Raw genomic sequence first — 21,505 nt, forward strand, 5'->3', positions numbered from 1 at the left:
TACATTTTTACATATAAAGGAGTTTTCACCATGATAAAAATACAGATACCTGCCACGTCGGCTAACCTTGGCGCCGGTTTTGACGCACTGGGTCTTGCGCTCACTTACTACAACTACATTGAAATGGAGGAGTGCGACAAGATAGACATTACGGCTGCGGACGGGCTTGACATTCCTACGGACGAGAGAAACCTTATTTACATTTCTGCCAAAGACCTTTTTGCGGTATGCGGCAAAAAGCTTGAGGGACTTAAACTTATACAGACAAGCAACATTCCTATGGCGAGAGGTCTTGGCTCGTCCTCTGCCTGCATAATCGCAGGACTTGTGGGAGCGAACAAAATGCTTGGAGATCCCCTCACAAAGGACGACCTTGTTGACCTTGCGGCACAGATAGAGGGTCACCCTGACAACACTGCGCCTGCACTTCTTGGCGGAATTGTGACGGCGGTATTTGACGGAAGAAAGGTACACTGGGTAAAGCAGGAGGTTTTCACAAAGCTGAAATTCGTGGCGATAATACCTGATTTTGAGCTGAAAACTGAGGAAGCGAGAGCTTGTCTGCCTAAGGAAGTTTCACACAAGGACGCAGTTTACAACCTTTCCCGTGCGGCGCTTTTCTCGGCTTCGCTTCTTACGGGCAAGTTTGAAAATCTGAAAACGGCAGTTGATGACAGGCTTCACCAGCCTTACAGAATGGCGCTTATACCCCACTGCAAGGACGTTTTTGACATTGCGTACACTCACGGTGCATATGCGGCATACATAAGCGGTGCAGGTCCAACTATCATGGCTATTGTGGACGAGAGCAATCAATATTTCGCAGGCAAGATGAAATTTTCTCTTGACAACGCAGGGCTTAAAGGCTGGCAGGTAAAGGAATTTCACATTGACAACGAGGGTACGAAGCTTATATGAACAGGTGCAAATGGTGCGACCTTAAAAATCCAAAGTATGTGGAATATCATGACAAGGAATGGGGCGTTCTCAGGACTGATGACAGCTATTTGTTTGAGATGCTTGTGCTGGAGTCTTTTCAGGCTGGGCTTTCGTGGGAGTGCATACTGAACAAGCGTGAGAATTTCCGCAGGGCTTATGATGAATTTGACCTTGATAGGGTCTGTGGATATGACGAAGAGAAGATCGCAGAGCTTTGCTCTGACAGTTCTATTGTGCGAAATAAGCTGAAAATTAGGGCGAGTATTTCTAATGCAAGAATATTTCGGGATATTGTGAAGGAGCAGGGGAGCTTTTATGATTATCTTTGCAAGTTTACTGACGGAGAAATATTGTATGAGTGCGATAAAACTACCAACGAATGGTCCGATAGGATCTCTGCAGACTTGAAAAAGCGTGGAATGAAGTTCGTGGGAAGCGTGATAATATATTCGTTTTTGCAAGCGGTGGGAGTGATATATTCCCATGATAGTGAATGTGGACTTTATAGAGAAAAATAAAGTAAAGATATAAGCAAAGCGGTGTCAGAGTGGAAACTCTGCACCGCTTTTTGTGTCCTCTTATACAAGGTAAAGTCCGCAAAGAGCGACAGCAATTTTGCGGCGGTAGAACTTTGGTGTAGGGGCTGGCGCCCTCGACAGCCCGATATCGAAGCGGTTAAGCTTGAATTTGTCACGAATGAAAAAAAGCTGACAATGTCTTGCCAAACGTTGTGCGGATACCACAAGTGTGAAATAAAAGCCGCCCTGCACAATGTATACAGAGCGGCTGCATTTTTCAATTTTTTTATTCCAAAGGACAAATATTTTTGCGGTTTTCGGCTATCCTTTCGTCTATACCCTCTACCTGCGGCTTAACAAGGCTCGATGTTCCTGCAACAAACATTCTTGCACCTGCTTCGTAAAGCTTGCGGCAGTTCTCGTTTGACATATTGCCGTCAGTTTCTATGATGATGTCCTCGTGGCCGTTTTCGTCAAGCCACTTTCTAAGACGTCTTGCCTTATCCACCGTGTTAGGCACGAGCTTCTGTCCTGCAAAGCCAGGGTTTACCGTCATGACAAGCACACCGTCTATGAAGTCTACGGCTTCCTCTACCACGCAGATATGTGTGCCGGGATTGATAGCCAAGATAGGCTTTGCACCGATAGAACGGAGATATTGCAGGCACTTTGCGATATGCTTTGTGCTTTCATAATGCACTGCCGCATAATCGCCCTCTCTGATATCAAACCACTGGAGCCTTTCCTCAGGCTTTTCTATCATGAAATGAAAATCAAATGGGATATCCGTTAGATCACGGAGCTGTTTTACATAATCAGGATAAAGCGTGAAATTCGGCACAAATGAGCCGTCCATTACGTCTATATGGAGATATTCGATATTGTTGCGCTTAAAAGCGTCAAGATATTCCTTTATCTGTCCCAGATGGACGCACATCATTGAGACTGATATCATACCATTGTCCATACTGATCCTCCTGTTTCTATTCATCTTTTTTATCTTCTGCTGTTATCTTCAGGCTCAATGCCCATGATAAGCTGGTCTATTACTCTGTCTGTGGACTTGCCGTCTGTATATTTGAAGTTCTTCTTTATGAAGCCATCCATTTTTTCAAACTCGTAATCCTTATCTCTGAGAGCGGTCATAAGCTCATCAAAATCGTGGACGATCTTACCAGGAACAAGCTCCTCATACGGCTCATAGAAATCTCTTGTTGCTTCATAATACTTTTGGTCGAAAGCAAAGAAAAGCATTGGCTTTTTAAGCAGTGACATCTCATATATGATAGAGCTGTAGTCTGTGATAAGCACGTCAACTATAAATAGGATATCATTTACCTCTCTGTAGTCGGAGGCGTCAAGTATTCTGTGAGCATACTCGTCAGGTATTTCGATACGCCTTTTTACAAACGGGTGGAGCTTTACGATAAGGACTGAGTCCGTTTCATCAAGAAATTTGCCCCATGCTGTAAGGTCAAGCTTATCAAATGGGAAATGAGCATTATTTGCGTTGTTTCCTCTGAAGGTCGGCGCATACATATAAACTGTTTTTGCAGTTTTGCACTCAGGGAAAACTTCCAGCATCTGCTCTCTTGTTTTGGCTTTATATTCGTCATCAAAGAAGATATCAGTTCTTGGGATACCCACAGGATAGAACTTCTTTTCGTCGATAGCGAAGCCCTCTGCATGGTGGAGCGCAGAATGATAGGAGCTTACAGGAACGTGGGTATAGCACTTATGCACCCTTGTATTGAACGGAGGTGCGCCCGGCTTTCCCAGTCTTTCAAAGCCCAATGACTTGAACGCTCCGCAGGCGTGCCAAACCTGAAGCACCTTGACGTTCTTAGGATAATCCACAAGGTAGATGTCAGGATAATAATCATCTATAAGAATGATATCGGAGGTTGCAAGATAGTAGACGAACCTTATCATGGCAGGTATCGACCTATTGACAGTGATACTTGCTTTGAAGTCAAATCTGAACTTATACTTGCTGTCAAGTCCTCTTTCTATCATGCGGTCATAGATGACCTTTTCGTTTCCGCCTATCTCGGCTCTCGAACCGCTGGCAAAGAGGATAATATCCCCGTTTTTCTTAGCAAAATGCTTAAAGAACGAGAAAGCCTTTTTAAAGCACCATATCTTTAAGCCGTAAACATCTCTTATGATAAGCTTCTTACGGTTTTGAAGCTTCTTCTCAATACGCTTTGGCAAGGTCTGGGAAGGCTTAGGCTCTTTATAGGTGACGGCAAGCTTATATTCGAGTGTATCCATATCGCTTGCAGACTCGGCATAGAAAAGGTTTTCTGCGCCTCGTCTGAGCTTGAAGTTCATAGGGTTCGCCTTTGTATCGTCCTCTATAGTTTCCACTTTATCGGATATGATACAAGGATACTCGTTCGTAAGCACCTGTTTTGACAGGCATCTGCCATCGTTATCATAGGTGAGCTTGAGAAGCGTACTGCCACTGAGGACATAATCCACTGTATCTGTTGATATCTGCGGTTTATTCATGCCCTTATACTTTGTGAATATTTTAAGGTCATAGTCGCCTGTGGCGATAGGAGCTTCGTTATTGGCGGACATTATATTCACTGTCAGATGAAAATGAGTTCCGCTTACTTCAAAATGCTGGGCAGGGAACATACAAGTTCTATCATGTGTGACAAATCTTGCTGACAAGTTTTCAAGCTCGTCTTTTTCAAAGCCCACAAGCTCGCCCTCGATATGGAGGATAACTCTCTTGAACTCTACTCTTGTAAGCTCTGCGAATTTTTTGTTTCTCTCTTTTAATCTCTCAATAGTCTTTCTTCTGTTCCCGTATATCTCTTCAAATTCGGGAGTCATATTATCCATTTAAAACTATTCCTTACTTTCCGCCGCTTTTATCTATCCCTCTCAACTTTCATTTCAGGTCTTGAAAAGCGACTACAAAATTTTTACTCAAATTTACAAACAGCAGACTGTTTAATCGTCAAATGTGAACATTACCTTTAAGGTGAACTCGCCTGTGTTTCTGATAGCGGAGAATGCCTTTTCGTTCTCCTCTATTGTGAATGTATGTGTGATAAGATCGGCAAAGTTTACGTCGCTATGCTCGAAAACTTCAAGGGCTTTCTTCCAATCGTTCACTCTGCTGTTATAGCTGGAATTCCATGAGCCTTTGACTGTTATCTGCTTTCTCAGTATTGACCAATAGATATTCTTAGGCAGGATAAGGTCTGTTGACGGGTTGCCAACGAGAACGATACTGCCAAGAGCGCCTGTTGACTCGATAGCGGAAGCGATAGCTTCGTTTGAGCCGACAGCTTCAAATGTTACGTCTGCTCCGTCGATACCTATTATCTTCTTCACCTGTGCAGGGAGATCGTCAACGCTTGTATCAACAACGTCAAAGCCCAGCTTCTTTGCATACTCAAGCTTATTCTTTGAACGGCCTGCGATAACCACCTTACCGGTCTTTGTTCTCTCTTTTGCAAAAAGGGCTATCATAAAGCCTATTGTGCCTGTGCCTATGATAACAACGTTCTGACCCTCTTTGATGTCACCGATATTTACAGCGTGCATTGAAACAGCGGCAGGCTCGCAGAGCGCTGCTGTTTTATAATCGAGGGTATCGTCGAACGGAACTAAGTTCCATACTGGAACAACGAGGTACTCAGCCCATGCGCCGTCCTGTCTTGAACCGAAATAGCTATAGCCTGAGCATTGTGCATATTCCTCCATTTTGCAGGCTTTACAATGCTTGCAAGGGAGCATTGGGAACACGCAGGAACGTTTGCCGAGAAGGCTTTCGTCAACGTCATCGCCAACTGCAACTATCTGACCTGAAAACTCATGACCAGGTATGGTCGGGAAGTGGTAAGTTCCTGTTACAAAGCATCTTGGCATATCGCTTGAACAAATTCCGCACGCCTTTATTTTCAGCAATACGGTGCCTTTTTCAAGCTTTGGCACGTCTACCTCAGTTACTCTCAGGTCGCCCACGCCATAAAGCACAAGTGCTTTCATCTTTTCGGGTATGTTTATTAAGCTTTTCATAAAAAAAGTCCTTTCTATTTACCGCCAAGCAGCGTTCTGACAATAAGCAGGTCGCTGTCTGTTGTTATCTTGAAATTAATAGCGTCGCCCTCTATAAGGTGGATAGGCTGGTTATTCATTGTGCATATCTGCGAAGTGCCTGTGATGACTTTTTTCTGCTCCTCAGTGAGGTTATCCTGCATTTGGATAAAGTGGGCAAGGCGGAAGCTATCGGGAGCTTGTCCGCTGTAAAGCTCGCTTCTGACAGGGATGTCTTCAACATACTCTCCTCCCTTTGAATGGAGGATAGTATCTGCACATGGAAGTCCGCAGACGCAAGCACCGTATTCTGCGGCACAATCTATGGAATCGTTGAGTATCTTCTCTGTAACAAAAGGTCTTACGGCATCGTGGATAACGATAACATCGTCATCATGAATTCCGTTATCATTTGTGATAGCGGTGGTGACATTATTGATAGTATCCATTCTTTCCTTGCCGCCGAGAATTATCCTTACCTTTTCGCTTTCAGGAATATTCTTTTTCACCTGCTCGTTCATATAGTTCTCATAGTCCTTATGGACGGCGATATAGATATAATCAAATCTTTTTACCTTGAGCATATTTTCAAGGGTATAGATTATGATCGGCTTACCTCCGATCTCGATAAACTGCTTTGGTATTTTAGAGCTTTTAACTCTTGTACCTGATCCCCCTGCGAGCATTGCACCGTAAATCATAGACAAACTCCTTACTGATATTTATATTATAATAATGTATCTGACAAATAAATCATTGTGATACGCCGATAAAGTTTCGGCAGTCAACGGGCGAACGCTGTTCACCCCTACTTAGTATTCGCTGTTTTGTGACATAATATAATCGGCTATCCTTTCGGTAGAACGGCCATCGCAAGCGCCCATAAATCTTTCTCTGAAATCAGAAATGACAGTAGGGTCGGCTTTTCCCTGCTTTATGGCGTTTATAAGCTCCTCATTGGTCTTAACTATTGGTCCCGGGAGGAAGCTATAGTCATAGGGATAATAAAAGCCTCTATAGTCATAGAACTGGTCAAGGTCAAAAGCGTAGAATATCATAGGTCTTTCAAAGAGCGAATATTCAAAAATAAGCGAAGAATAATCGGTTATGCACATATCGGCAGTAAAAAGAAGATCCTCGATAGGCATATGTTCTGTTATGTCAAAGGCGAAGTCCTGACAATCCTCGGGGATATCCCACTCCTTTTTAACAAAGCCGTGTCTTTTTACAAGAAGCACCCACTCGCTGCCGAAATTCTCTTTAAGGGCTTTTATATCCAGCTTTTCGGGGATATAAGCCTTATCGGCGTCCCCACGATAGGTCGGGGCATAGAGCAGGACTTTTTTATACTGTGCGTTCGGGCAATTCTTATAGAGATTTTCAAAGGCTTTCACACGATTTTCCTCTTTAAAGAAAAAGTCGGTACGAGATACGCCTATTGCCTGCACGCTATTATTATCAAGGTCAAAACCGAAAGCTTCCTTGAAAGCCCATATGCACTCTTTACTGCTGACGGTACAAAGTGTATAGCTTGTATGGGCAGGGAACTTTCTCAATTCTTCCAGCGACTCACCGAAAGAGAGGTCGGTGATACTTTCTCCCCACTTTTTAAAAGCTCCGCAGGAATGCCATGTTTGAATGACCTTTGTGCCTTTTCTGAACTTAAAAGCTCCGAACAGATTACAGGTATCGTTAAGCAAAACGCAACCCACGTTTCCCATTAGCCAAGTAAGCTTCAGATATCTCAGCAGATAGCCCATTCCGCCCTTATTATTATGGACGTAATAGACCTGCGGATCAAGTCCTCTGGTCTTTATCTCCTCATAGATATAGCGGAAGCTATCCGTCAGCGTACCGCTTCTTATCTCGGCAAAGATGACCTTGTTTTTTCTCAAAGGTCTAAGGCTTGACACTTTATAGCAAAGGGGATATACTCCTTTGAACATTATGATCTTGGCGGTGTTTCTGACCGCCTGTTTTAAACCGCTCATTTCTCACCCTACATTATATCATATTATGCGCCGTTTGTCTACACTTTAACAAATAACAGGACACTTTTGCGGCACATCTCACAAAAAAGCTTATTTTCTGAGCTTTATTATGCTCATTTTAACGTATGCACAACGCTAAAAAAGTTCTCTTGTGTAGTATTATAGTGCAGAACGGGAGAAGTGTCAAGGGGGTATTTGTAATTTTGTGAAATTATTTGAATAATGTGAAGATGGGACTATTTCTGCTTTATTAACTGACAAAGTATTTTTTATTATGTGAGGAAACAGCTATTGACCCGCTTTGAACAACATGCTATAATGTAGTAAAATCATCATAAATAGGAAGTGGTCTTATGTATGAAGTTCGTTGGCCTAATAAAGAAAGGTGGATATTCATATTTTGTGATTATCCTGGTGAGCCTGACGAATTTGTTGTGCTTTTAAAAGCATACCGAGACATGGTTCACGGCAAGATCAGGGCGATATCCGACTCAATGCAATACAAAGTAGACAATGATGAGCTTGGGCTGATTTTCCAATGGGACGATTGTTTTGGTATCACTGTAATTGTTCCCAAGTTAACTGATCTTGACAAGGCTTACAATACTCTTAAAGGTTTGTGCGAGAGTATTTAGGCATTAAATTGCATAAAGCTGTATGCTATACTGATTGCACAGAACAAAAAATGAGGAGCGTAATCGCTATGGCAATCGGTGAGAGAATTCGGTTTTTCCGCAATTTGCGGGGAATGACACAGAAATATTTAGGACAGGTGGTCGGATTTCCCGAAAAGACCGCTGACATTCGCATGGCACAATATGAATCCGGCTCAAGAACACCAAAAACAGATTTAACAAATAAACTTGCAGAGGTTTTCGATATATCTCCACAGGCGCTATCTGTTCCCGACATCGACAGCTACATAGGGTTAATGCACACATTGTTTACATTAGAGGACAGATATGGATTGACAATAGTAAAGACGGAAAACGGTGTTTCAATGTATGCAGACTCTCGCAAGGGGACGGATGCCGCCGAGCTTTCGGAAATGCTTAATGCGTGGGCTGAACAATCGGAGAAATATCATAACGGCGATATTAACCGTGACGAATATGATAAGTGGCGCTACAATTATCCGAAGTATGATGAAACTTCCGGTTTTGTAAAAGTACCATCACAGAATTTCAGCGACGCTATGGTAGAAGCGTTCAAGGATAAGCTGTAAACTGAAAATTTGAGGTAAACAATTTTTGGAGGTTAGATTATTTATGCCAAAGTATTTTTTAGATGTTTTTGAAAATTATCGTTATAACTATCAGCGCATCTTTTCCATACTTTATCCATCTAAAAACAGTACAGGTTTTACGGAAAGAAATTTATCTGTCAACTTTGCAAATGCATATGAACGGATAAATCCTTCTGCAATTACTTGGTTTGAATTCCAGTTTGGAGAAAATAACAATTTACATTATGATGCAGTAATAATTGACCCTGAAAACAAAAGGCTTCTTCTGATCGAATCAAAACGGTTTTCAAATCCTCATACAAAAATTGAAAGTATCGCTAATGATATTGATCGAATTCAAAATGTCAAAAACAAATATTCGCCCGATTTTATGTCAAGAATTCCTGATATCTCAAACTATCAAATTTTTGGTGTGATATTGGCAGATGTTTGGACTGAAACCCGAAAAAAGAAGCAAATATATGATTCATTTGTAGCTGGCACATTTATTGCGGATTTTTTAGAAGATAATTTAATAAAATATCCATCATTGCATAATGCAACTTATTATGTAGGTGATTTCGATAATCTCCCTTGCGATGCACCTAAAAGAGATGTACTCCAAACCTATCACTTAGTTTCTTTTGCTTGGGAAATTTAGACTATAAAATGGCAATAATAACGACAAAAACCCCGTACTGACTTTAATCCGTCAGTACGGGGTTTAATGTTAATATGGTATTTTTGCGAGCCACAAGATATTACTTTTTACTCACAAACCACTCGATACACACGATAAAAGGTACCGAGCAGAATCTTATCAAAATCTTATCAACGGGCTCTTTGAAAACCTTGAAAACCTTGATATTACTGGGTTTTTAGACTTTTTCAATTTATTCCCACTCCACCGTTCCCGGTGGCTTTGAGGTTATATCGTAAACTACTCTGTTTACATGGTCTACTTCGTTTGTTATCCTGTTGGATATTCTTGCAAGAACATCGTATGGTATCTTTGCCCAATCGGCTGTCATGAAGTCGTCTGTTGTTACGGCTCTGATAGCTATAAGGTGGTCATAGGTTCTGTGGTCGCCCATTACACCTACTGTCTGGACGTTCGGGAGAACTGCAAAGAACTGGCTCAGGCTGCTTTCAATTCCGCTTTTCTTGATCTCGTCACGGAAAACGGCGTCTGCTTCCTGCAACACCTTTATCTTATCCTCTGTTATCTCACCGATTATTCTTACGCCAAGTCCTGGGCCTGGGAACGGCTGACGCCATACAAGCTCCTTTGGTATGCCGAGCTTTTCGCCGACTTTTCTTACCTCGTCTTTGAAAAGGTCGCCCAATGGCTCTATAACGCCGTCAAAGTTGATGTCTTCAGGCATTTTTACCTGATTGTGGTGAGTTTTTATTGTAGCAGCGTCGCCCTTTCCGCTTTCGATTCGGTCAGGGTAGATAGTACCCTGTGCAAAAAATCCGCCGTCTGCCTCTTCTCTGATCTTATCCCAGAATACCTTATAGAACTCTGTTCCGATAGTCTTTCTCTTTTCCTCTGGATCTGTTATGCCCTTGAGCTTTTCAAGGAACTGCTTCTGACAGTTTACTCTTACAAATCTCATATCGAAAAGTCTTGTGAAAGTTTCTTCAACAAAGTCGCCCTCGTCTTTTCTCATAAGACCCTGATCTACGAATACGCAGGTGAGCTGTTTGCCCACTGCACGGCTGATAAGTCCTGCGGCAACTGATGAGTCAACTCCGCCTGAAAGTCCCAAAACTACTTTCTTATCGCCTATCTGCTCTTTAAGCTTTGCAACTGTGTTCTCGATAAAGTTATCCATTACCCAATCGCCTTTACAGCCGCAGACCTCGTAAAGGAAGTTTTTCAAAATGACGTTACCATACTCACTGTGAGTTACCTCAGGGTGGAACTGAACGGCATATATCTTCTTCTCTGCATTCTCCATTGACGCACATGGGCAATCATCTGAATGGGAAGTGATAACAAAGCCCTCAGGTGCTTCGCTGACATAGTCGGTATGGCTCATCCATACGATATTCTTATCAGGAACGTCCTTGAAAAGCTTGCTCTCTGCGGAGACTGTTATCTCTATCTTGCCATACTCGCTCTTTTTACAGCTTTCTACCTTTCCACCGCTCATCCATGAAATAAGCTGACAGCCGTAGCAGATGCCGAGGACTGGTATGCCAAGATCAAGTATAGCCTTGTCATAATGCGGGGAAGTCATATCATAAACGGAGTTTGGTCCGCCTGTGAAGATTATGCCCTTATAGCCTGCTGCTTTTATTTCTTCGATCGGAGTTTCAAAGCTTTTTATCTCTGCATAAACGTGGTGATCTCTCACACGTCTTGCGATAAGCTGATTGTACTGTCCGCCAAAGTCAAGCACCAGTATCTTCTCATGTGACATATATTTACCTCTTTTCCTTATGTTTTTTGAAATACATAAATATTATAACACGTTGCCGTCCCTTTTTCAAGAGCAATTTACACACTCTTTGAAGCATGGGGTAAATTAATTGTGAACACCTGACATCAAGCAGGAAAATATTCGTTGATTTTAGCTGTTGTAATTTGCTGATAGCTATGCTATAATGAATAGGTATTGTAAAATGCGTGTAAATCAACAGAAAAGAGTATATTGTAATGGAAAAACAACAAAACATTCAAACACAGCAGGCAAAGGATAAAAAAGGCTTGCTGAAAAAAATAGGAGCATGGTTTGCGTCGCCTGACGGAATGCAAACATTACGATTTATAAGTGCCATAGTGGCAGTTATAATGGTAGGAGTCATTTGTGCTTTGTTGGGCATATACATGGACAAGGACAACTTCCTGCCGAAAGAGCGAAATTATGCGCTTATAGGGGCTTGTGCTGTTGAGCTGGCACTGATATTTATTATTGCGGAATTTTTCTCAATGCAAAAGAAGCTGAAAAAGAGTGAAACAAAAGGCTGCATCGACCCTTTCACGGCGGCTTTTATGCTTGGACTAAATTCTTATTTTCTTCCGGATTTTGTAATGGGGTCATATTTCCCAAAGAGCAATGTGCTTTACATTCTCCTTGGAATATTGCTCTGCTGGCTTTTATATCTTATAGGTGCGGTGATATTCCCGAAGCCACACGCCTGGTTTTGCGGAGTGAACGTCATATTTGTCATATATGCTTTGGCACAGTATTATGTCACCGAGTTCAGGGGGAATCCTGTTCAGTTTGCCGACCTTGCCAACATAAAGTCAGTCAGTGAGATAAACGGAATGTACTCACTGTTTTTAGACAGCAACGTGATGTTTGTGCTTTGTGATCTTATTCTTATTATCGCTGTAACGGTGACGACAAAAGTAAGGAAGATAAAAATACGCAGCAGGATAATATCGGGTGTAGCTGTTATCGCAGGGTGTTTCGTATTCGTATATGGTGGCAGGTTTGCCTATGACCTTGGTATAAAGAACAGATACATCAGGCTGAACTTTTCAGGTGCGGAAAATGCAGACACATACAGGTGCGTAGGCTATGACCTTATGTTCTGCTTTGACGGAATGTTTAACCGTGTGACGAAGCCTGATGGCTACTCCACTCAAAAGGCTGAGGATATCATAACTCAGTATGAGGTACAAAAGGCTGACAAAAAGCCTGCTATCATTGCTATCATGAACGAATCCTTTGCAGACTTTGAGCATATCGCTCAGTTCAAGACTAACAAAGACTATCTGCCCAACTATCACAAATTGCAGGAGGAAAGCATAAGCGGATATGTTTCCGTTTCGGCATATGGCGGTTATTCCTGCAACTCTGAGTATGAATTTCTCACCGGCAACACTCTTGGCTTTTTGCCGTCTGGAAGTGCGGTATTCACCCAATATCTCAACGACAAACAAAACGGTCTTGTAAGCTGGCTAAACGAGCTTGGCTACACAACGCAGGCTATCTCGCCTTGCTCTGAGGGACTATGGGATATAGGCAACGCCTATGAACAGCTTCAATTCAAAGACAGGATATACAATTGTCAGGACAGAATGAGCGATATCCAATATTTCAACGGAAATATCACAGATGAAACCATTTTCAGATATATTGAAGAGCAATATGAAAGACACGCAGGCTCGCCTTATTTTGTATGGACAGCGACCATGCAGAACCATGCGCCGTATGATGACCTCAGTTCTGTTCCGTCTGAGATAACCTTTGAGGACTACAACAACCCTGCGGCACAGGAATATCTAAATCTTATCTATCAGTCTGACAAGGCGTTGGGAGAGCTTATAAACTATTTCCGACACAAGCAGGAAGAGGTCATAATCGTAATGTTCGGCGACCATTATCCGCATATCATAAACTTCACGGAATATCTCTATGGCAAGGACGTGGCTCTGCTTTCAACGGAGGATTACTCAAGACTTCGACAGACTCCTTTCCTTATTTGGAGCAACAAGGGCGTTGAAGCGGAGAAGATAGACGATATAAGCCTTAACTATCTTTCAAACGAGGTCATGGAAGCGGCTGGACTCCCAAAGTCGAGATATCAACAGGAGCTTGACAAGATACGCTGTGACATTCCGATAATAAGCTCTTACGGCTACAAGACGGCTGACGGAGAATGGTATTCTATAAACGATGTGGCTGACAAATACAAGGACACGCTGAACGAATATGAAACTGTGCAGTATTACAGAATGTTTGATGAAAAGCGTGACAATAGTATAAATTAGGCTGTTAAAAAACACAAACAACAAAAAAGTGGGACTTCGCATTTCTGCAATGCAGAAATTGCGCCGATCCCCTACAAAACAATAAACGGACGAAGCTTTTTTTTACTTCGTCCGTTTCGTTTTATAATGCGTATCAAAATGCGGGCGAACACTGTTCGCCACTACAAATGACTACATAATTATGCGCTTATTTTTTTATCCTGTGACCTTTTTCTCGAACATGAACATTCCCATGACATCGTTCATTATGCTGTCAGAAGCGACCTTCTTGCTGTTCTTTGTCATTTGCCTTACGACAGTCTGACCGTCATTCTTGCCGAATATCATAACATAATCGTCGCCACTTTCGGAAGTTCCCTCATAGGACACCTGATTTTTAAAGACGTTATATTTCCACTTGCCGTCTTTGAAATATGCGTCAACGGCTTCACCGTAATTTTCGCTTGCTAATTTCATTTCGGTATCAAAATCGTATGTGGAATGTCTTACGCTGAATATTCTCACAAAGGCGATCGCAAAATATATCACCAATATTACCACTGCGATCTTAAGCAAGGTCTTTAGTATCTTTTTGCCCTTACCATAATTCTCTTTGCCGCTGCTTGAATGTTCAGTTGGGGTGCGCCTATAGTCTGCCGCACTCATTTCTCTGTTTCGCTCTGTCTCTCTTACACGCTTTACCCTGCGAGCTTCCTGCTCTCGGCGCATTCTTTCCTCTGCTTCGGCTCTTTTCGGGTGTTCGTAAACACGCTTCGGTATGCCCTGTATCCTTGAACGGTCTATAAACTCCTGCTCGCCACGTCTTTGGGTCGATGAGGCGATAGGTACCATTTTTCCGCAGTTGGTGCATATCTTAGCTCCGTCCTCCAGCTTAGAACCGCAGAATGTACAATGTCTGCTCATTATTACCAATCCTTTACACACTTAGAACTGTTTTGTTTGTCGAAGTTTTTTCTATATCTATGTTGGACTATCCGCCCGTTTTCTTTAATGACACGGGCGAACGCTGTTCGCCCCTACAAATCTTCTTTATCTATATTTACAGATATCTTACAACGCCCACAACCTTGCCAAGTATGCTTACTTCGTCTACTATGATAGGATCCATGGTGTCATTTTCAGGCTGCAGTCTGTAATGGCCGTCCTCTTTATAGAAAGTCTTTATGGTAGCTGACTCGTTGTCAACAAGCGCGCAGACTATATCGCCGTTTTCTGCATATGGGGTCTGCTCTATAACTACCATATCTCCGTCAAGGATAGCGGCGTTTATCATGGACTCTCCCCTTACCTTTAGGGCAAAAAGCGGATTGCTGTAATGCCTTGCAGGCTGGAAGCTTATATAGTCTGTTATCTCCTCAATGGCAGTGATAGGGATACCTGCGGTGACAGTTCCCACAAGGGGGATCTTCATGCCGTTGCCGCCTGTGAGCCTTATGGCTCTGTTCTGGTTATTTCCCTTTTCAAGAAGGCCTTTTGCGGTGAGATTATTTATATATCTATGGGCTGTTGAGGTAGACTTAAAGCCAAACTCCGCACAAATCTCCCTAACTGTCGGCGGATATCCCTCTTCTATGCGATCCTTTATGAACTCGAATACCATTTTCTCGTTCTCGGTTACTTTTCTCATAGCTCCGTCCTTTCTGTTATATCAATAAATCTTTATCTTCTAAACCTAAAGCTCTTTTGCAAGCCTTTTTGCAAGCTTATAGACATCTCCGCAGCCAAGAGTTATAACAAGGTCGCCCTCCTTGCAGTTTTTCTTTATATAGTCGATACACTGTGAGAAGTTATATTCCTTCTGCTGTGCAGTCTGCTTATCAACAAGCTCATGGTCGGTCTTGAACCAAACTGCATTTGGTATCTTCTCTGCAAGCTGTTCAGCATAAACACCGTCGGTATTTTTCTCACGGCTTCCCATGATATCCGTTACAACGGCAATATCTGCAATAGAAAGTGCTTTCACAAAATCGTTCATGAGTATCTTTGTTCTTGAATAGGTGAAAGGCTGGAAAACTGCCCACACTCTGTTGAAATCAAGACCCTTTGCGGCTTTCAGTGTACACTCGATCTCCTTTGGGTGGTGAGCGTAATCGTCAACGATAGTAACGCCCTTGACCTCGGCTATCTTCTCGAAACGTCTTATTGCGCCAAAGAAAGTATCAAGTCCCTTTTCGATACCCTCCCATGAAACGCCTGAATATCTTGCGGCAGCGATAGCTGCAAGGGCGTTCATGACGTTATGGTCGCCGGGAACATGGATAGTAAGCTCTCTGACAAACTCGCCCTTATAATAAAGCTCAAAGCGTGTCTGCAAGCCTTTTTTGGACTTTATAACGGCGGAATAATCGTTTTTCTTATCCCAGCCGAAAGATATCATTTCCTTATCAACGCCCTCGACGGCTTTCAGAGTATTTGCGTCGTCGCCATTATAGATAACGGCTTTTGAAGCCATGGTTGCGAACTTATGGAAAGACTTTATGATATTTTCGATATTCTTGAAATACTCAAGGTGGTCTGCGTCAACGTTCAGGATAATTGAAACGTCAGGGAAAAGTCTGAGGAAATGATCCTCGAACTCACAGGATTCACAGACCATAGTTTGTGATGAGCCTGCCTTGCCTGAGCCGCCTATGCTTGGGAGCTTTCCACCTATAACGCAGGAAAGGTCAGTACCCTCCTGAACGAATATCTGTGTGAGCATGGAAGAAGTTGTGGTCTTTCCGTGAGTGCCTGAAACGCAAAGAGCGTTCGTATACCAGCTTGTGACAAGGCCAAGTATCTCGGCTCTTTCGCAGCAGATCGCACCGCTTGCCTTTGCGGCGATAAGCTCAGGGTTATCTGCCATTATTGCGGCGGTATAGATTATAAGGTCTGCACCCTTGATATTCTCGGCTCTCTGACCGAGAAAGACTTCGATGCCAAGCTTTCTTACGGCCTCAAGAGTTTCAGTTTCGTTATTGTCTGAGCCTGTGATGAAATATCCCTTTGAATGGAATATCTGCACCAGAGGGTACATACCAGAGCCGCCTATACCGATAAAATGAACGTGCTTTATATTTTTCAAGATCTCATTTGTTATCATCTTTGTAATACTCCTTAGAATAATAGATAATTCAGAATGTATGTTTATTTTATTATATAACATTTCTAAAAAAAAATAAACCCCTTTTTTGATTATTTTTCAAAAAAAGAGGCAAAAATATTACTACAGGCATTACATCACAAGAAAGGACGCATGAAAATGACTATAACAGAGGTAAAATTCAGAAGATTTATAAACGAGGGCAAGCTCAGAGCCGTTGTAAGCCTGACCTTTGACGGCAGTTTTGCGGTACATGATATCAAGATAGTGCAAGGAGAGGAACGACTTTTTGTGGCTATGCCCAGCCGCCGTGATGACAACGGGGTTTTCCGTGATATCGTTCACCCCATCGACAGCGAGCTTCGCAAGGAGATAGAGGGAGAGATACTTTCTGCTTACCGCATGGAGCTTGACAGGCAGGCGGCGGAACAGCAGGATTTAAGCTGACTATAGCAGGATAATAAGTGCAATAATGATGCATAGAAACGATAAGTTTGCGTAAAAAACGGGCGAACAGTGTTCGCCCCTACAGATGCTTTTAAAGTCAGTGTAGGGGGAGTGCTGTTCGCCCTATTATTTCTATCTTTTAGCTTTTAGCCCCAGATTTTATCGCCCATGTTTGAGAGATAAGCTGTAAGCTCCTCCGCCATTTCATACTGCTCAGGAAGTCTTGGGTGACCGGGGGTCGCCTTGCCTGTTCTTGTGAACATGAAATGTGTTATCTTCTGGTCATTAAGCTCGTTTGCTATCTCGTCAACGGCTTTATCCCACTCCTCACCGTGGCAGAGAACTGTCAGCAGAAGCACAAATGTTGCGTTTGGATACTTGCTTCTAAGGTCAAGGATAATGCTCTTGTAGGCATTTTTCCACTTTGCTCTGTAGTCAGGGTCGGCGATATCGAAATCCTCGTGACCCTCGTTATGAGGGTCGTTCTGACCCACTGCAAAAAGCACAACGTCAGGGGTATAATTCTCAAAATCCCAAGGCGTTACGCCCTTTGCGCCCTCTGGGAAATAGCAAAGCTTATTGTATACAGACTCCATGCCGATATAATTCGGGGCATGATAATAGCCGGTGTTGTCGAAAATTGCGATACCGCCCTGTGCGATATTATGGATCTGTGCGCCAAGGTTTCTTGCTGTTATCATTGCATAGCTATGCCATGCGTTATCATATACTCCCTGATGATCCTCAGGGTCACAGCTTGCAACAAAGTCAACTGCCTCGCACACTGCGCCTGCAGAAACAGAGTCGCCATAGCACTCTATTTTTCTTGCAGGGAGAGGAGGATTTTCAAGAACTTCTCCGTCGCTGTCTATTTCAAAGCCCACGAACTCAAAGTAATGGGAAGCGTCCTGCCTTTTAAAAAGGGTGACGGTATGAGTGCCTTTTTCAAGGTCACAAGCGATATCAAGGGTGATATCCTCGTCATTTTTATCGAAAGTCACCTTGCCCTCTTTGCCGTCCATAACAAAGCCAAGCTCCTGAATGTTGAAATACTTATGGTTTTTTATCACGGCGGATACGCTTGTGCCTGTGAAAGTCATTTTTACATTTGAGCCTGCGTAATAAAACTCAGGGCGTGTTTTGTCGGAAAAGTCTATTCTGCCCATATAAGTAAGAAAGCTGTTGTCTGCTGTTATAAGCTTTTTATTCTCTGCCATTTTTTCATATCCTTTCGATACTATGATTTTTTGCATATGTTTATTTTAGCTTTTCAAGGCGTTTTTGTCAAGGATATAAAACGTTTTCAGAGAAATATTTTTACACGGAGCGAATATACATAGATAAGAAAAATATCAGGGGGTGCTTTTATGAATGATACTCAGGGCAGGCACAATGCCATTCTTGAAAACAGACAGCGTTTACAGCTTTCGGGCGTGACGGACGTTGACAGCTTTGACGAGGATGAGATAAGGCTTTTCACACAGCTTGGAGAGCTGACGATAAAAGGCAAAGACCTGCACATAAACGAAATAAGCGTTGAATCGGGAGATGTTTCCGTGGAGGGAGATATCTGGGCTTTGGTTTATGGAGAAAAGGACAGAAAGAAAAAGCTCTCGGCGATAGGGAAGATATTCAGATAACATATGTAAGGGCGACCTTAGGTCACCCGTTGGCTGACCGCTAATTGCGGTCGGTATATCCGCATTTTTGTTGGATAGCTATTCACCGAAAAAACTGCGAACAGGCGGGCGAACGCTGTTCGCCCCTACAAGTGGGGGGTGTGTATTCGGGCGGTTTTTAAGCCAAAAGTATATGCAATGTCATTGCACAGTGCAAGAGGTCGGAGAAAGGGGAAAGATAAATGAAAGAAATGCAACTGGGGCTAGAGCTTGAAAGGGAGCTTTTTCTGCTGTCTGTGGTTCTGGGCTGCGGGCTGGGGCTTTTATATGATATTTTCAGGGTATTCAGGGTGGCTTTGCCACATGGGAAGATACTCACCTTTTTTGAGGATATCATTTACACATTTCTTTACGGCTTTGCACTTTTCACATTTTGCACCGGGCTGACGGGGGCTATAAGAGGGTTTGTTTTAGTGGGTATGCTAACAGGCTCTGTGATAGAACATCTTACTGTAGGAAACGCTGTTGTATCCGTTCTGAGGAGCCTTTTTTCAATAATCAGAAAACTATTTGCTAAAACGTTTTCGCCTGTGGTTAAATTTATTACCAAAAGAGCAGACGGTTTCAGGGACTGTTTTGTGAAAAAGTGCAAAATTTCCTCTCTGCGAAAAAAAACTTCTAAAAGCACTTGAAAACTCTCTTTTGATTAGTGTATAATAGAAAAGAGTATAGGTAACGCCTCATGACAGTTATTGGGGTATTGCTTATGGAAAGGTCGGTTTTGTAATCAAAAAAGGAGTACGCAATGCTAGGTTTTAAAAATAAAACGTCCGAAACGGCTGACGCTGAAAAGGACGCTGCAAAAAAAAATCCAAAGCCGAAAAGATCAAGATTTGTTAAGCTTCTGACTATTTTTGCTGTTGCCGCTCTTGTTGTTTATTCAGGGGTGATTATCATCTCACAGCAGGCGCAGATAGCACAGCTCAGAAAAGAGTCAGACGCTATAAATAAAAAGATAACCGCCGCCAAGCAGCTCAATGATGAATACACAAGGCTGCTCAGTTCTGACGATGAGGCGGAGTATATGGAGAAGATAGCTATTGAAAAGCTGGGCTATGCTTATCCTAATGAGCGCAGATTTTATATTGTAAACAACAGCGACTAAGGCAAACACGGTCTTTTGACCGTTCATATAGCAGAATTTTTATTGCAGAGAGGACACAAAAATCAAATGCAGCTTGAAGTAGGAAAAATTTATGAAGGAAAAGTAACAGGTATCACAAAATTCGGAGCATTTGTGGAGCTTGACAAGGATACGACAGGAATGGTCCACATCTCGGAGGTTGCGAACACATTCGTAAACGAGATAAAGGATCATCTTACCGAGGGTCAGACCGTCAAGGTAAAGGTGCTTAATTTAGGCGACGACGGAAAGATATCGCTTTCTATCAAGAAGGCTCAGCCTGCGCCACAGAGAAAGCCAAGAGAGAACGGTCACCAGGGTGGCAGAGAGGGCAGACCTAACGGTGGTCAGAGAAATTTCAACCGTCAGGGAGGCAATTCTCAGGGCAGACCTAGAAACGACTATAACAGGGATCACAACAGAGACAGAGCGCCACAGGATTTTGCTAAAAATCCGCCTCCGGTGTACAATGCTGACAGCAATTCAGGAAACGCTGATTTTGAGGATATGCTCAGCAAGTTCAAGGCGTCAAGCGAGGAGAGATTTTCTGATCTGAAAAAAGTCATTGACAACAAGAGAAAATCTCCGTCAAGAAGAAAATAGATACCGATACATAAAACAGAGGATATTCAGTCATGAAAAATTTCAAAAAGACTTTTGCGTTTATATTTTTCATGCTGGCAGGAATAATACTTGGTGCGTTCATAGCTTACGTCTGTGAGGGCAAGGATTATGTAGGCTGGCTTGCATGGGGAAAAAATGTAGGCGTTGAAAGCTTTGCTATAGACCTGTATGTGATAAAATTCAATATAGGTCTTATGGTCCATGCAACTATCTCGCAGATATTCACTATTGCTGCGGCGCTTATAGTGTTCTCAAAGACCTGCAAGGGGCTTTAAGGAGAGTAAATTTTAAAATGAGATTTCTAAAAACAGCAGCAGTAGCTTTAACAGTGGCTGTCTGCCTTTTATGCACTTCCTGCGGTACGCCTGAGCTAAAGCATGACACATTGGTATATCAGGCAAGGGAGGACTATGCGGCGCTTGACTCCGCAAAAGTCGTTATAACCAACGAGGACACTGGTGATATCGAGCAGGAGTTCACTTTCAAGTATGACGAAAAGGATGTGCTGACCTATTCTTACTACGGCAAGAACGGTGGAAAGGAATACGCTCAGTATAACAACGGAATCGAGAGCTACACCTATGATAACGGAGAATACTCACATTTGGTAAAGGGCGACAAGGACTTTTCAAAGTACACAAGAAAGGCAAAGCACCCACAAGCTGACGAGGGTATGCTGATGTTTGCACCGAAAGCTGTTGAGTCTGTTTCTGACATTATCGGTGATGACGGCTCTGTTACTGTGACGTATGTTTATGACGTTTCAAAGCTGGGAAAGGACGCTGAGGAGATAGGCACAAAGGGCTTTTCCACAACCTATTTTTTCGATAAAGACGGTGAACTTGAATACTTCACTGAAAACACTGTCACAAAGAACGCTCAGTACAACTATCGTGTTGACATAACAGAAAGAAACTCTGTTGACAAGATAGAAAACAATGTTGAGCAATACAAAGACAAATAATTTACTGCATACAAAATGCAGCGGCGACCTGAGGTCGCCTGTTGATCTGATACTTTTTAGATATTCTTAACAGGCTGCAAAAACAGCCTGTTTTATTTTTGTCAAGAAGCATATTTACACCATTA

General features: G+C 42.7%; 23 protein-coding genes. 13 read left to right on the top strand and 10 right to left on the bottom strand.

The genetic code is table 11. The features are described from left to right. Positions 1-30: 30 nt before the first annotated feature. On the top strand, positions 31-918 hold the full coding sequence (gene thrB, locus OCV57_RS08115; protein ID WP_022287036.1) for a homoserine kinase: 888 nt from the start codon (positions 31-33) through the stop codon (positions 916-918). Beyond that, on the top strand, positions 915-1,457 hold the full coding sequence (locus tag OCV57_RS08120) for a DNA-3-methyladenine glycosylase I (protein ID WP_117857107.1): 543 nt from the start codon (positions 915-917) through the stop codon (positions 1,455-1,457). Before thrB ends, OCV57_RS08120 begins: the two co-directional genes overlap by 4 nt. Before the next feature lie 286 nt (positions 1,458-1,743). Here OCV57_RS08120 and OCV57_RS08125 read toward each other — a convergent pair whose 3' ends face one another. The 5 genes from OCV57_RS08125 to OCV57_RS08145 form a co-directional block, all read right to left on the bottom strand. Continuing rightward, entirely contained in the window at positions 1,744-2,424 is a 681-nt protein-coding gene (locus OCV57_RS08125; protein ID WP_267301107.1) for a ribulose-phosphate 3-epimerase, read from the bottom strand. Positions 2,425-2,453: 29 nt separating this feature from the next. Beyond that, positions 2,454-4,313, bottom strand: coding sequence for a CDP-glycerol glycerophosphotransferase family protein (locus OCV57_RS08130; RefSeq protein WP_195550981.1), 1,860 nt, complete (start codon positions 4,311-4,313; stop codon positions 2,454-2,456). A gap of 111 nt (positions 4,314-4,424) precedes the next feature. Further along, positions 4,425-5,498 carry a galactitol-1-phosphate 5-dehydrogenase gene (locus OCV57_RS08135; RefSeq protein ID WP_022287040.1) on the bottom strand — a complete coding sequence of 358 codons (1,074 nt, stop codon included), beginning with the start codon at positions 5,496-5,498 and terminating at the stop codon, positions 4,425-4,427. Positions 5,499-5,512: 14 nt separating this feature from the next. Continuing rightward, positions 5,513-6,217, bottom strand: coding sequence for an IspD/TarI family cytidylyltransferase (locus tag OCV57_RS08140; protein ID WP_256319738.1), 705 nt, complete (start codon positions 6,215-6,217; stop codon positions 5,513-5,515). Between the two features lie 111 nt (positions 6,218-6,328). Next, positions 6,329-7,507, bottom strand: a complete 1,179-nt coding sequence (locus OCV57_RS08145; protein WP_195387973.1) for a CDP-glycerol glycerophosphotransferase family protein — start codon at positions 7,505-7,507, stop codon at positions 6,329-6,331. Positions 7,508-7,860: 353 nt separating this feature from the next. Here OCV57_RS08145 and OCV57_RS08150 point away from each other — a divergent pair, with 353 nt between their 5' ends. From OCV57_RS08150 to OCV57_RS08160, 3 genes are all read left to right on the top strand, one after another. After that, positions 7,861-8,142 carry a hypothetical protein gene (locus OCV57_RS08150; protein WP_267301109.1) on the top strand — a complete coding sequence of 94 codons (282 nt, stop codon included), beginning with the start codon at positions 7,861-7,863 and terminating at the stop codon, positions 8,140-8,142. Positions 8,143-8,210: 68 nt separating this feature from the next. Beyond that, positions 8,211-8,732 (top strand): helix-turn-helix domain-containing protein, encoded by a 522-nt coding sequence (locus OCV57_RS08155; RefSeq protein WP_267301110.1) that lies wholly within the window; start codon positions 8,211-8,213, stop codon positions 8,730-8,732. A gap of 43 nt (positions 8,733-8,775) precedes the next feature. Next, positions 8,776-9,393: a hypothetical protein gene (locus OCV57_RS08160; RefSeq protein ID WP_267301112.1), complete on the top strand. Its 618-nt coding sequence runs from the start codon at positions 8,776-8,778 to the stop codon at positions 9,391-9,393. A gap of 232 nt (positions 9,394-9,625) precedes the next feature. On the opposite strand, the gene guaA is transcribed toward OCV57_RS08160, so the two are convergent. Next, positions 9,626-11,161: a glutamine-hydrolyzing GMP synthase gene (gene guaA, locus OCV57_RS08165; protein ID WP_046439518.1), complete on the bottom strand. Its 1,536-nt coding sequence runs from the start codon at positions 11,159-11,161 to the stop codon at positions 9,626-9,628. Between the two features lie 236 nt (positions 11,162-11,397). Between guaA and OCV57_RS08170 the strand changes: the two genes are divergently transcribed. Next, positions 11,398-13,461: an LTA synthase family protein gene (locus OCV57_RS08170; protein ID WP_267301113.1), complete on the top strand. Its 2,064-nt coding sequence runs from the start codon at positions 11,398-11,400 to the stop codon at positions 13,459-13,461. 195 nt (positions 13,462-13,656) lie between these two features. Here the strand turns inward: OCV57_RS08170 and OCV57_RS08175 are convergent, their stop codons facing one another. The 3 genes from OCV57_RS08175 to murC form a co-directional block, all read right to left on the bottom strand. Further along, positions 13,657-14,364 (bottom strand): zinc ribbon domain-containing protein, encoded by a 708-nt coding sequence (locus OCV57_RS08175; RefSeq protein WP_267301114.1) that lies wholly within the window; start codon positions 14,362-14,364, stop codon positions 13,657-13,659. Positions 14,365-14,500: 136 nt separating this feature from the next. After that, the gene (gene lexA / locus OCV57_RS08180) at positions 14,501-15,088 is read right to left on the bottom strand and encodes a transcriptional repressor LexA (protein WP_022287046.1); all 588 of its coding nucleotides are present in this window, start codon (positions 15,086-15,088) and stop codon (positions 14,501-14,503) included. A 45-nt stretch (positions 15,089-15,133) separates the two neighbouring features. Then, a complete protein-coding gene (gene murC / locus OCV57_RS08185) occupies positions 15,134-16,543 on the bottom strand; it encodes a UDP-N-acetylmuramate--L-alanine ligase (RefSeq protein WP_117938257.1) in 1,410 nt (469 codons plus the stop codon). A gap of 159 nt (positions 16,544-16,702) precedes the next feature. On the opposite strand from murC, the gene spoVG reads away from it, so the two are divergent. Further along, positions 16,703-16,990, top strand: a complete 288-nt coding sequence (spoVG, locus tag OCV57_RS08190) for a septation regulator SpoVG (RefSeq protein ID WP_117892079.1) — start codon at positions 16,703-16,705, stop codon at positions 16,988-16,990. Between the two features lie 146 nt (positions 16,991-17,136). Here spoVG and OCV57_RS08195 read toward each other — a convergent pair whose 3' ends face one another. After that, positions 17,137-18,207: an SGNH/GDSL hydrolase family protein gene (locus OCV57_RS08195; RefSeq protein WP_256319742.1), complete on the bottom strand. Its 1,071-nt coding sequence runs from the start codon at positions 18,205-18,207 to the stop codon at positions 17,137-17,139. 150 nt (positions 18,208-18,357) lie between these two features. On the opposite strand from OCV57_RS08195, the gene yabP reads away from it, so the two are divergent. From yabP to OCV57_RS08225, 6 genes are all read left to right on the top strand, one after another. Beyond that, positions 18,358-18,630, top strand: coding sequence for a sporulation protein YabP (gene yabP / locus OCV57_RS08200; RefSeq protein ID WP_022287142.1), 273 nt, complete (start codon positions 18,358-18,360; stop codon positions 18,628-18,630). Positions 18,631-18,851: 221 nt separating this feature from the next. Then, entirely contained in the window at positions 18,852-19,301 is a 450-nt protein-coding gene (yabQ, locus tag OCV57_RS08205; RefSeq protein WP_267301116.1) for a spore cortex biosynthesis protein YabQ, read from the top strand. Positions 19,302-19,414: 113 nt separating this feature from the next. After that, positions 19,415-19,774 carry an FtsB family cell division protein gene (locus tag OCV57_RS08210; protein WP_022287144.1) on the top strand — a complete coding sequence of 120 codons (360 nt, stop codon included), beginning with the start codon at positions 19,415-19,417 and terminating at the stop codon, positions 19,772-19,774. A gap of 66 nt (positions 19,775-19,840) precedes the next feature. Beyond that, positions 19,841-20,395, top strand: a complete 555-nt coding sequence (locus OCV57_RS08215) for a S1 RNA-binding domain-containing protein (protein ID WP_022287145.1) — start codon at positions 19,841-19,843, stop codon at positions 20,393-20,395. A gap of 32 nt (positions 20,396-20,427) precedes the next feature. After that, entirely contained in the window at positions 20,428-20,691 is a 264-nt protein-coding gene (locus tag OCV57_RS08220; protein WP_038672732.1) for a DUF4321 domain-containing protein, read from the top strand. A gap of 17 nt (positions 20,692-20,708) precedes the next feature. Further along, positions 20,709-21,380 (top strand): hypothetical protein, encoded by a 672-nt coding sequence (locus OCV57_RS08225; RefSeq protein ID WP_117877432.1) that lies wholly within the window; start codon positions 20,709-20,711, stop codon positions 21,378-21,380. Positions 21,381-21,505 lie beyond the last annotated feature (125 nt).

This window comes from Hominimerdicola aceti, from assembly GCF_025567495.1.
Classification (GTDB): Bacteria; Bacillota; Clostridia; order Oscillospirales; family Ruminococcaceae; genus Hominimerdicola; species Hominimerdicola aceti.

Bases quoted from the DNA above. Each gene is read 5' to 3' on its own strand.
- thrB (WP_022287036.1), top strand. From the start codon at position 31: ATGATAAAAATACAGATACCTGCCACGTCGGCTAACCTTGGCGCCGGT.
- OCV57_RS08120 (WP_117857107.1), top strand. From the start codon at position 915: ATGAACAGGTGCAAATGGTGCGACCTTAAAAATCCAAAGTATGTGGAA.
- OCV57_RS08125 (WP_267301107.1), bottom strand. From the start codon at position 2,424: ATGGACAATGGTATGATATCAGTCTCAATGATGTGCGTCCATCTGGGA.
- OCV57_RS08130 (WP_195550981.1), bottom strand. From the start codon at position 4,313: ATGGATAATATGACTCCCGAATTTGAAGAGATATACGGGAACAGAAGA.
- OCV57_RS08135 (WP_022287040.1), bottom strand. From the start codon at position 5,498: ATGAAAAGCTTAATAAACATACCCGAAAAGATGAAAGCACTTGTGCTT.
- OCV57_RS08140 (WP_256319738.1), bottom strand. From the start codon at position 6,217: ATGATTTACGGTGCAATGCTCGCAGGGGGATCAGGTACAAGAGTTAAA.
- OCV57_RS08145 (WP_195387973.1), bottom strand. From the start codon at position 7,507: ATGAGCGGTTTAAAACAGGCGGTCAGAAACACCGCCAAGATCATAATG.
- OCV57_RS08150 (WP_267301109.1), top strand. From the start codon at position 7,861: ATGTATGAAGTTCGTTGGCCTAATAAAGAAAGGTGGATATTCATATTT.
- OCV57_RS08155 (WP_267301110.1), top strand. From the start codon at position 8,211: ATGGCAATCGGTGAGAGAATTCGGTTTTTCCGCAATTTGCGGGGAATG.
- OCV57_RS08160 (WP_267301112.1), top strand. From the start codon at position 8,776: ATGCCAAAGTATTTTTTAGATGTTTTTGAAAATTATCGTTATAACTAT.
- guaA (WP_046439518.1), bottom strand. From the start codon at position 11,161: ATGTCACATGAGAAGATACTGGTGCTTGACTTTGGCGGACAGTACAAT.
- OCV57_RS08170 (WP_267301113.1), top strand. From the start codon at position 11,398: ATGGAAAAACAACAAAACATTCAAACACAGCAGGCAAAGGATAAAAAA.
- OCV57_RS08175 (WP_267301114.1), bottom strand. From the start codon at position 14,364: ATGAGCAGACATTGTACATTCTGCGGTTCTAAGCTGGAGGACGGAGCT.
- lexA (WP_022287046.1), bottom strand. From the start codon at position 15,088: ATGAGAAAAGTAACCGAGAACGAGAAAATGGTATTCGAGTTCATAAAG.
- murC (WP_117938257.1), bottom strand. From the start codon at position 16,543: ATGATAACAAATGAGATCTTGAAAAATATAAAGCACGTTCATTTTATC.
- spoVG (WP_117892079.1), top strand. From the start codon at position 16,703: ATGACTATAACAGAGGTAAAATTCAGAAGATTTATAAACGAGGGCAAG.
- OCV57_RS08195 (WP_256319742.1), bottom strand. From the start codon at position 18,207: ATGGCAGAGAATAAAAAGCTTATAACAGCAGACAACAGCTTTCTTACT.
- yabP (WP_022287142.1), top strand. From the start codon at position 18,358: ATGAATGATACTCAGGGCAGGCACAATGCCATTCTTGAAAACAGACAG.
- yabQ (WP_267301116.1), top strand. From the start codon at position 18,852: ATGAAAGAAATGCAACTGGGGCTAGAGCTTGAAAGGGAGCTTTTTCTG.
- OCV57_RS08210 (WP_022287144.1), top strand. From the start codon at position 19,415: ATGCTAGGTTTTAAAAATAAAACGTCCGAAACGGCTGACGCTGAAAAG.
- OCV57_RS08215 (WP_022287145.1), top strand. From the start codon at position 19,841: ATGCAGCTTGAAGTAGGAAAAATTTATGAAGGAAAAGTAACAGGTATC.
- OCV57_RS08220 (WP_038672732.1), top strand. From the start codon at position 20,428: ATGAAAAATTTCAAAAAGACTTTTGCGTTTATATTTTTCATGCTGGCA.
- OCV57_RS08225 (WP_117877432.1), top strand. From the start codon at position 20,709: ATGAGATTTCTAAAAACAGCAGCAGTAGCTTTAACAGTGGCTGTCTGC.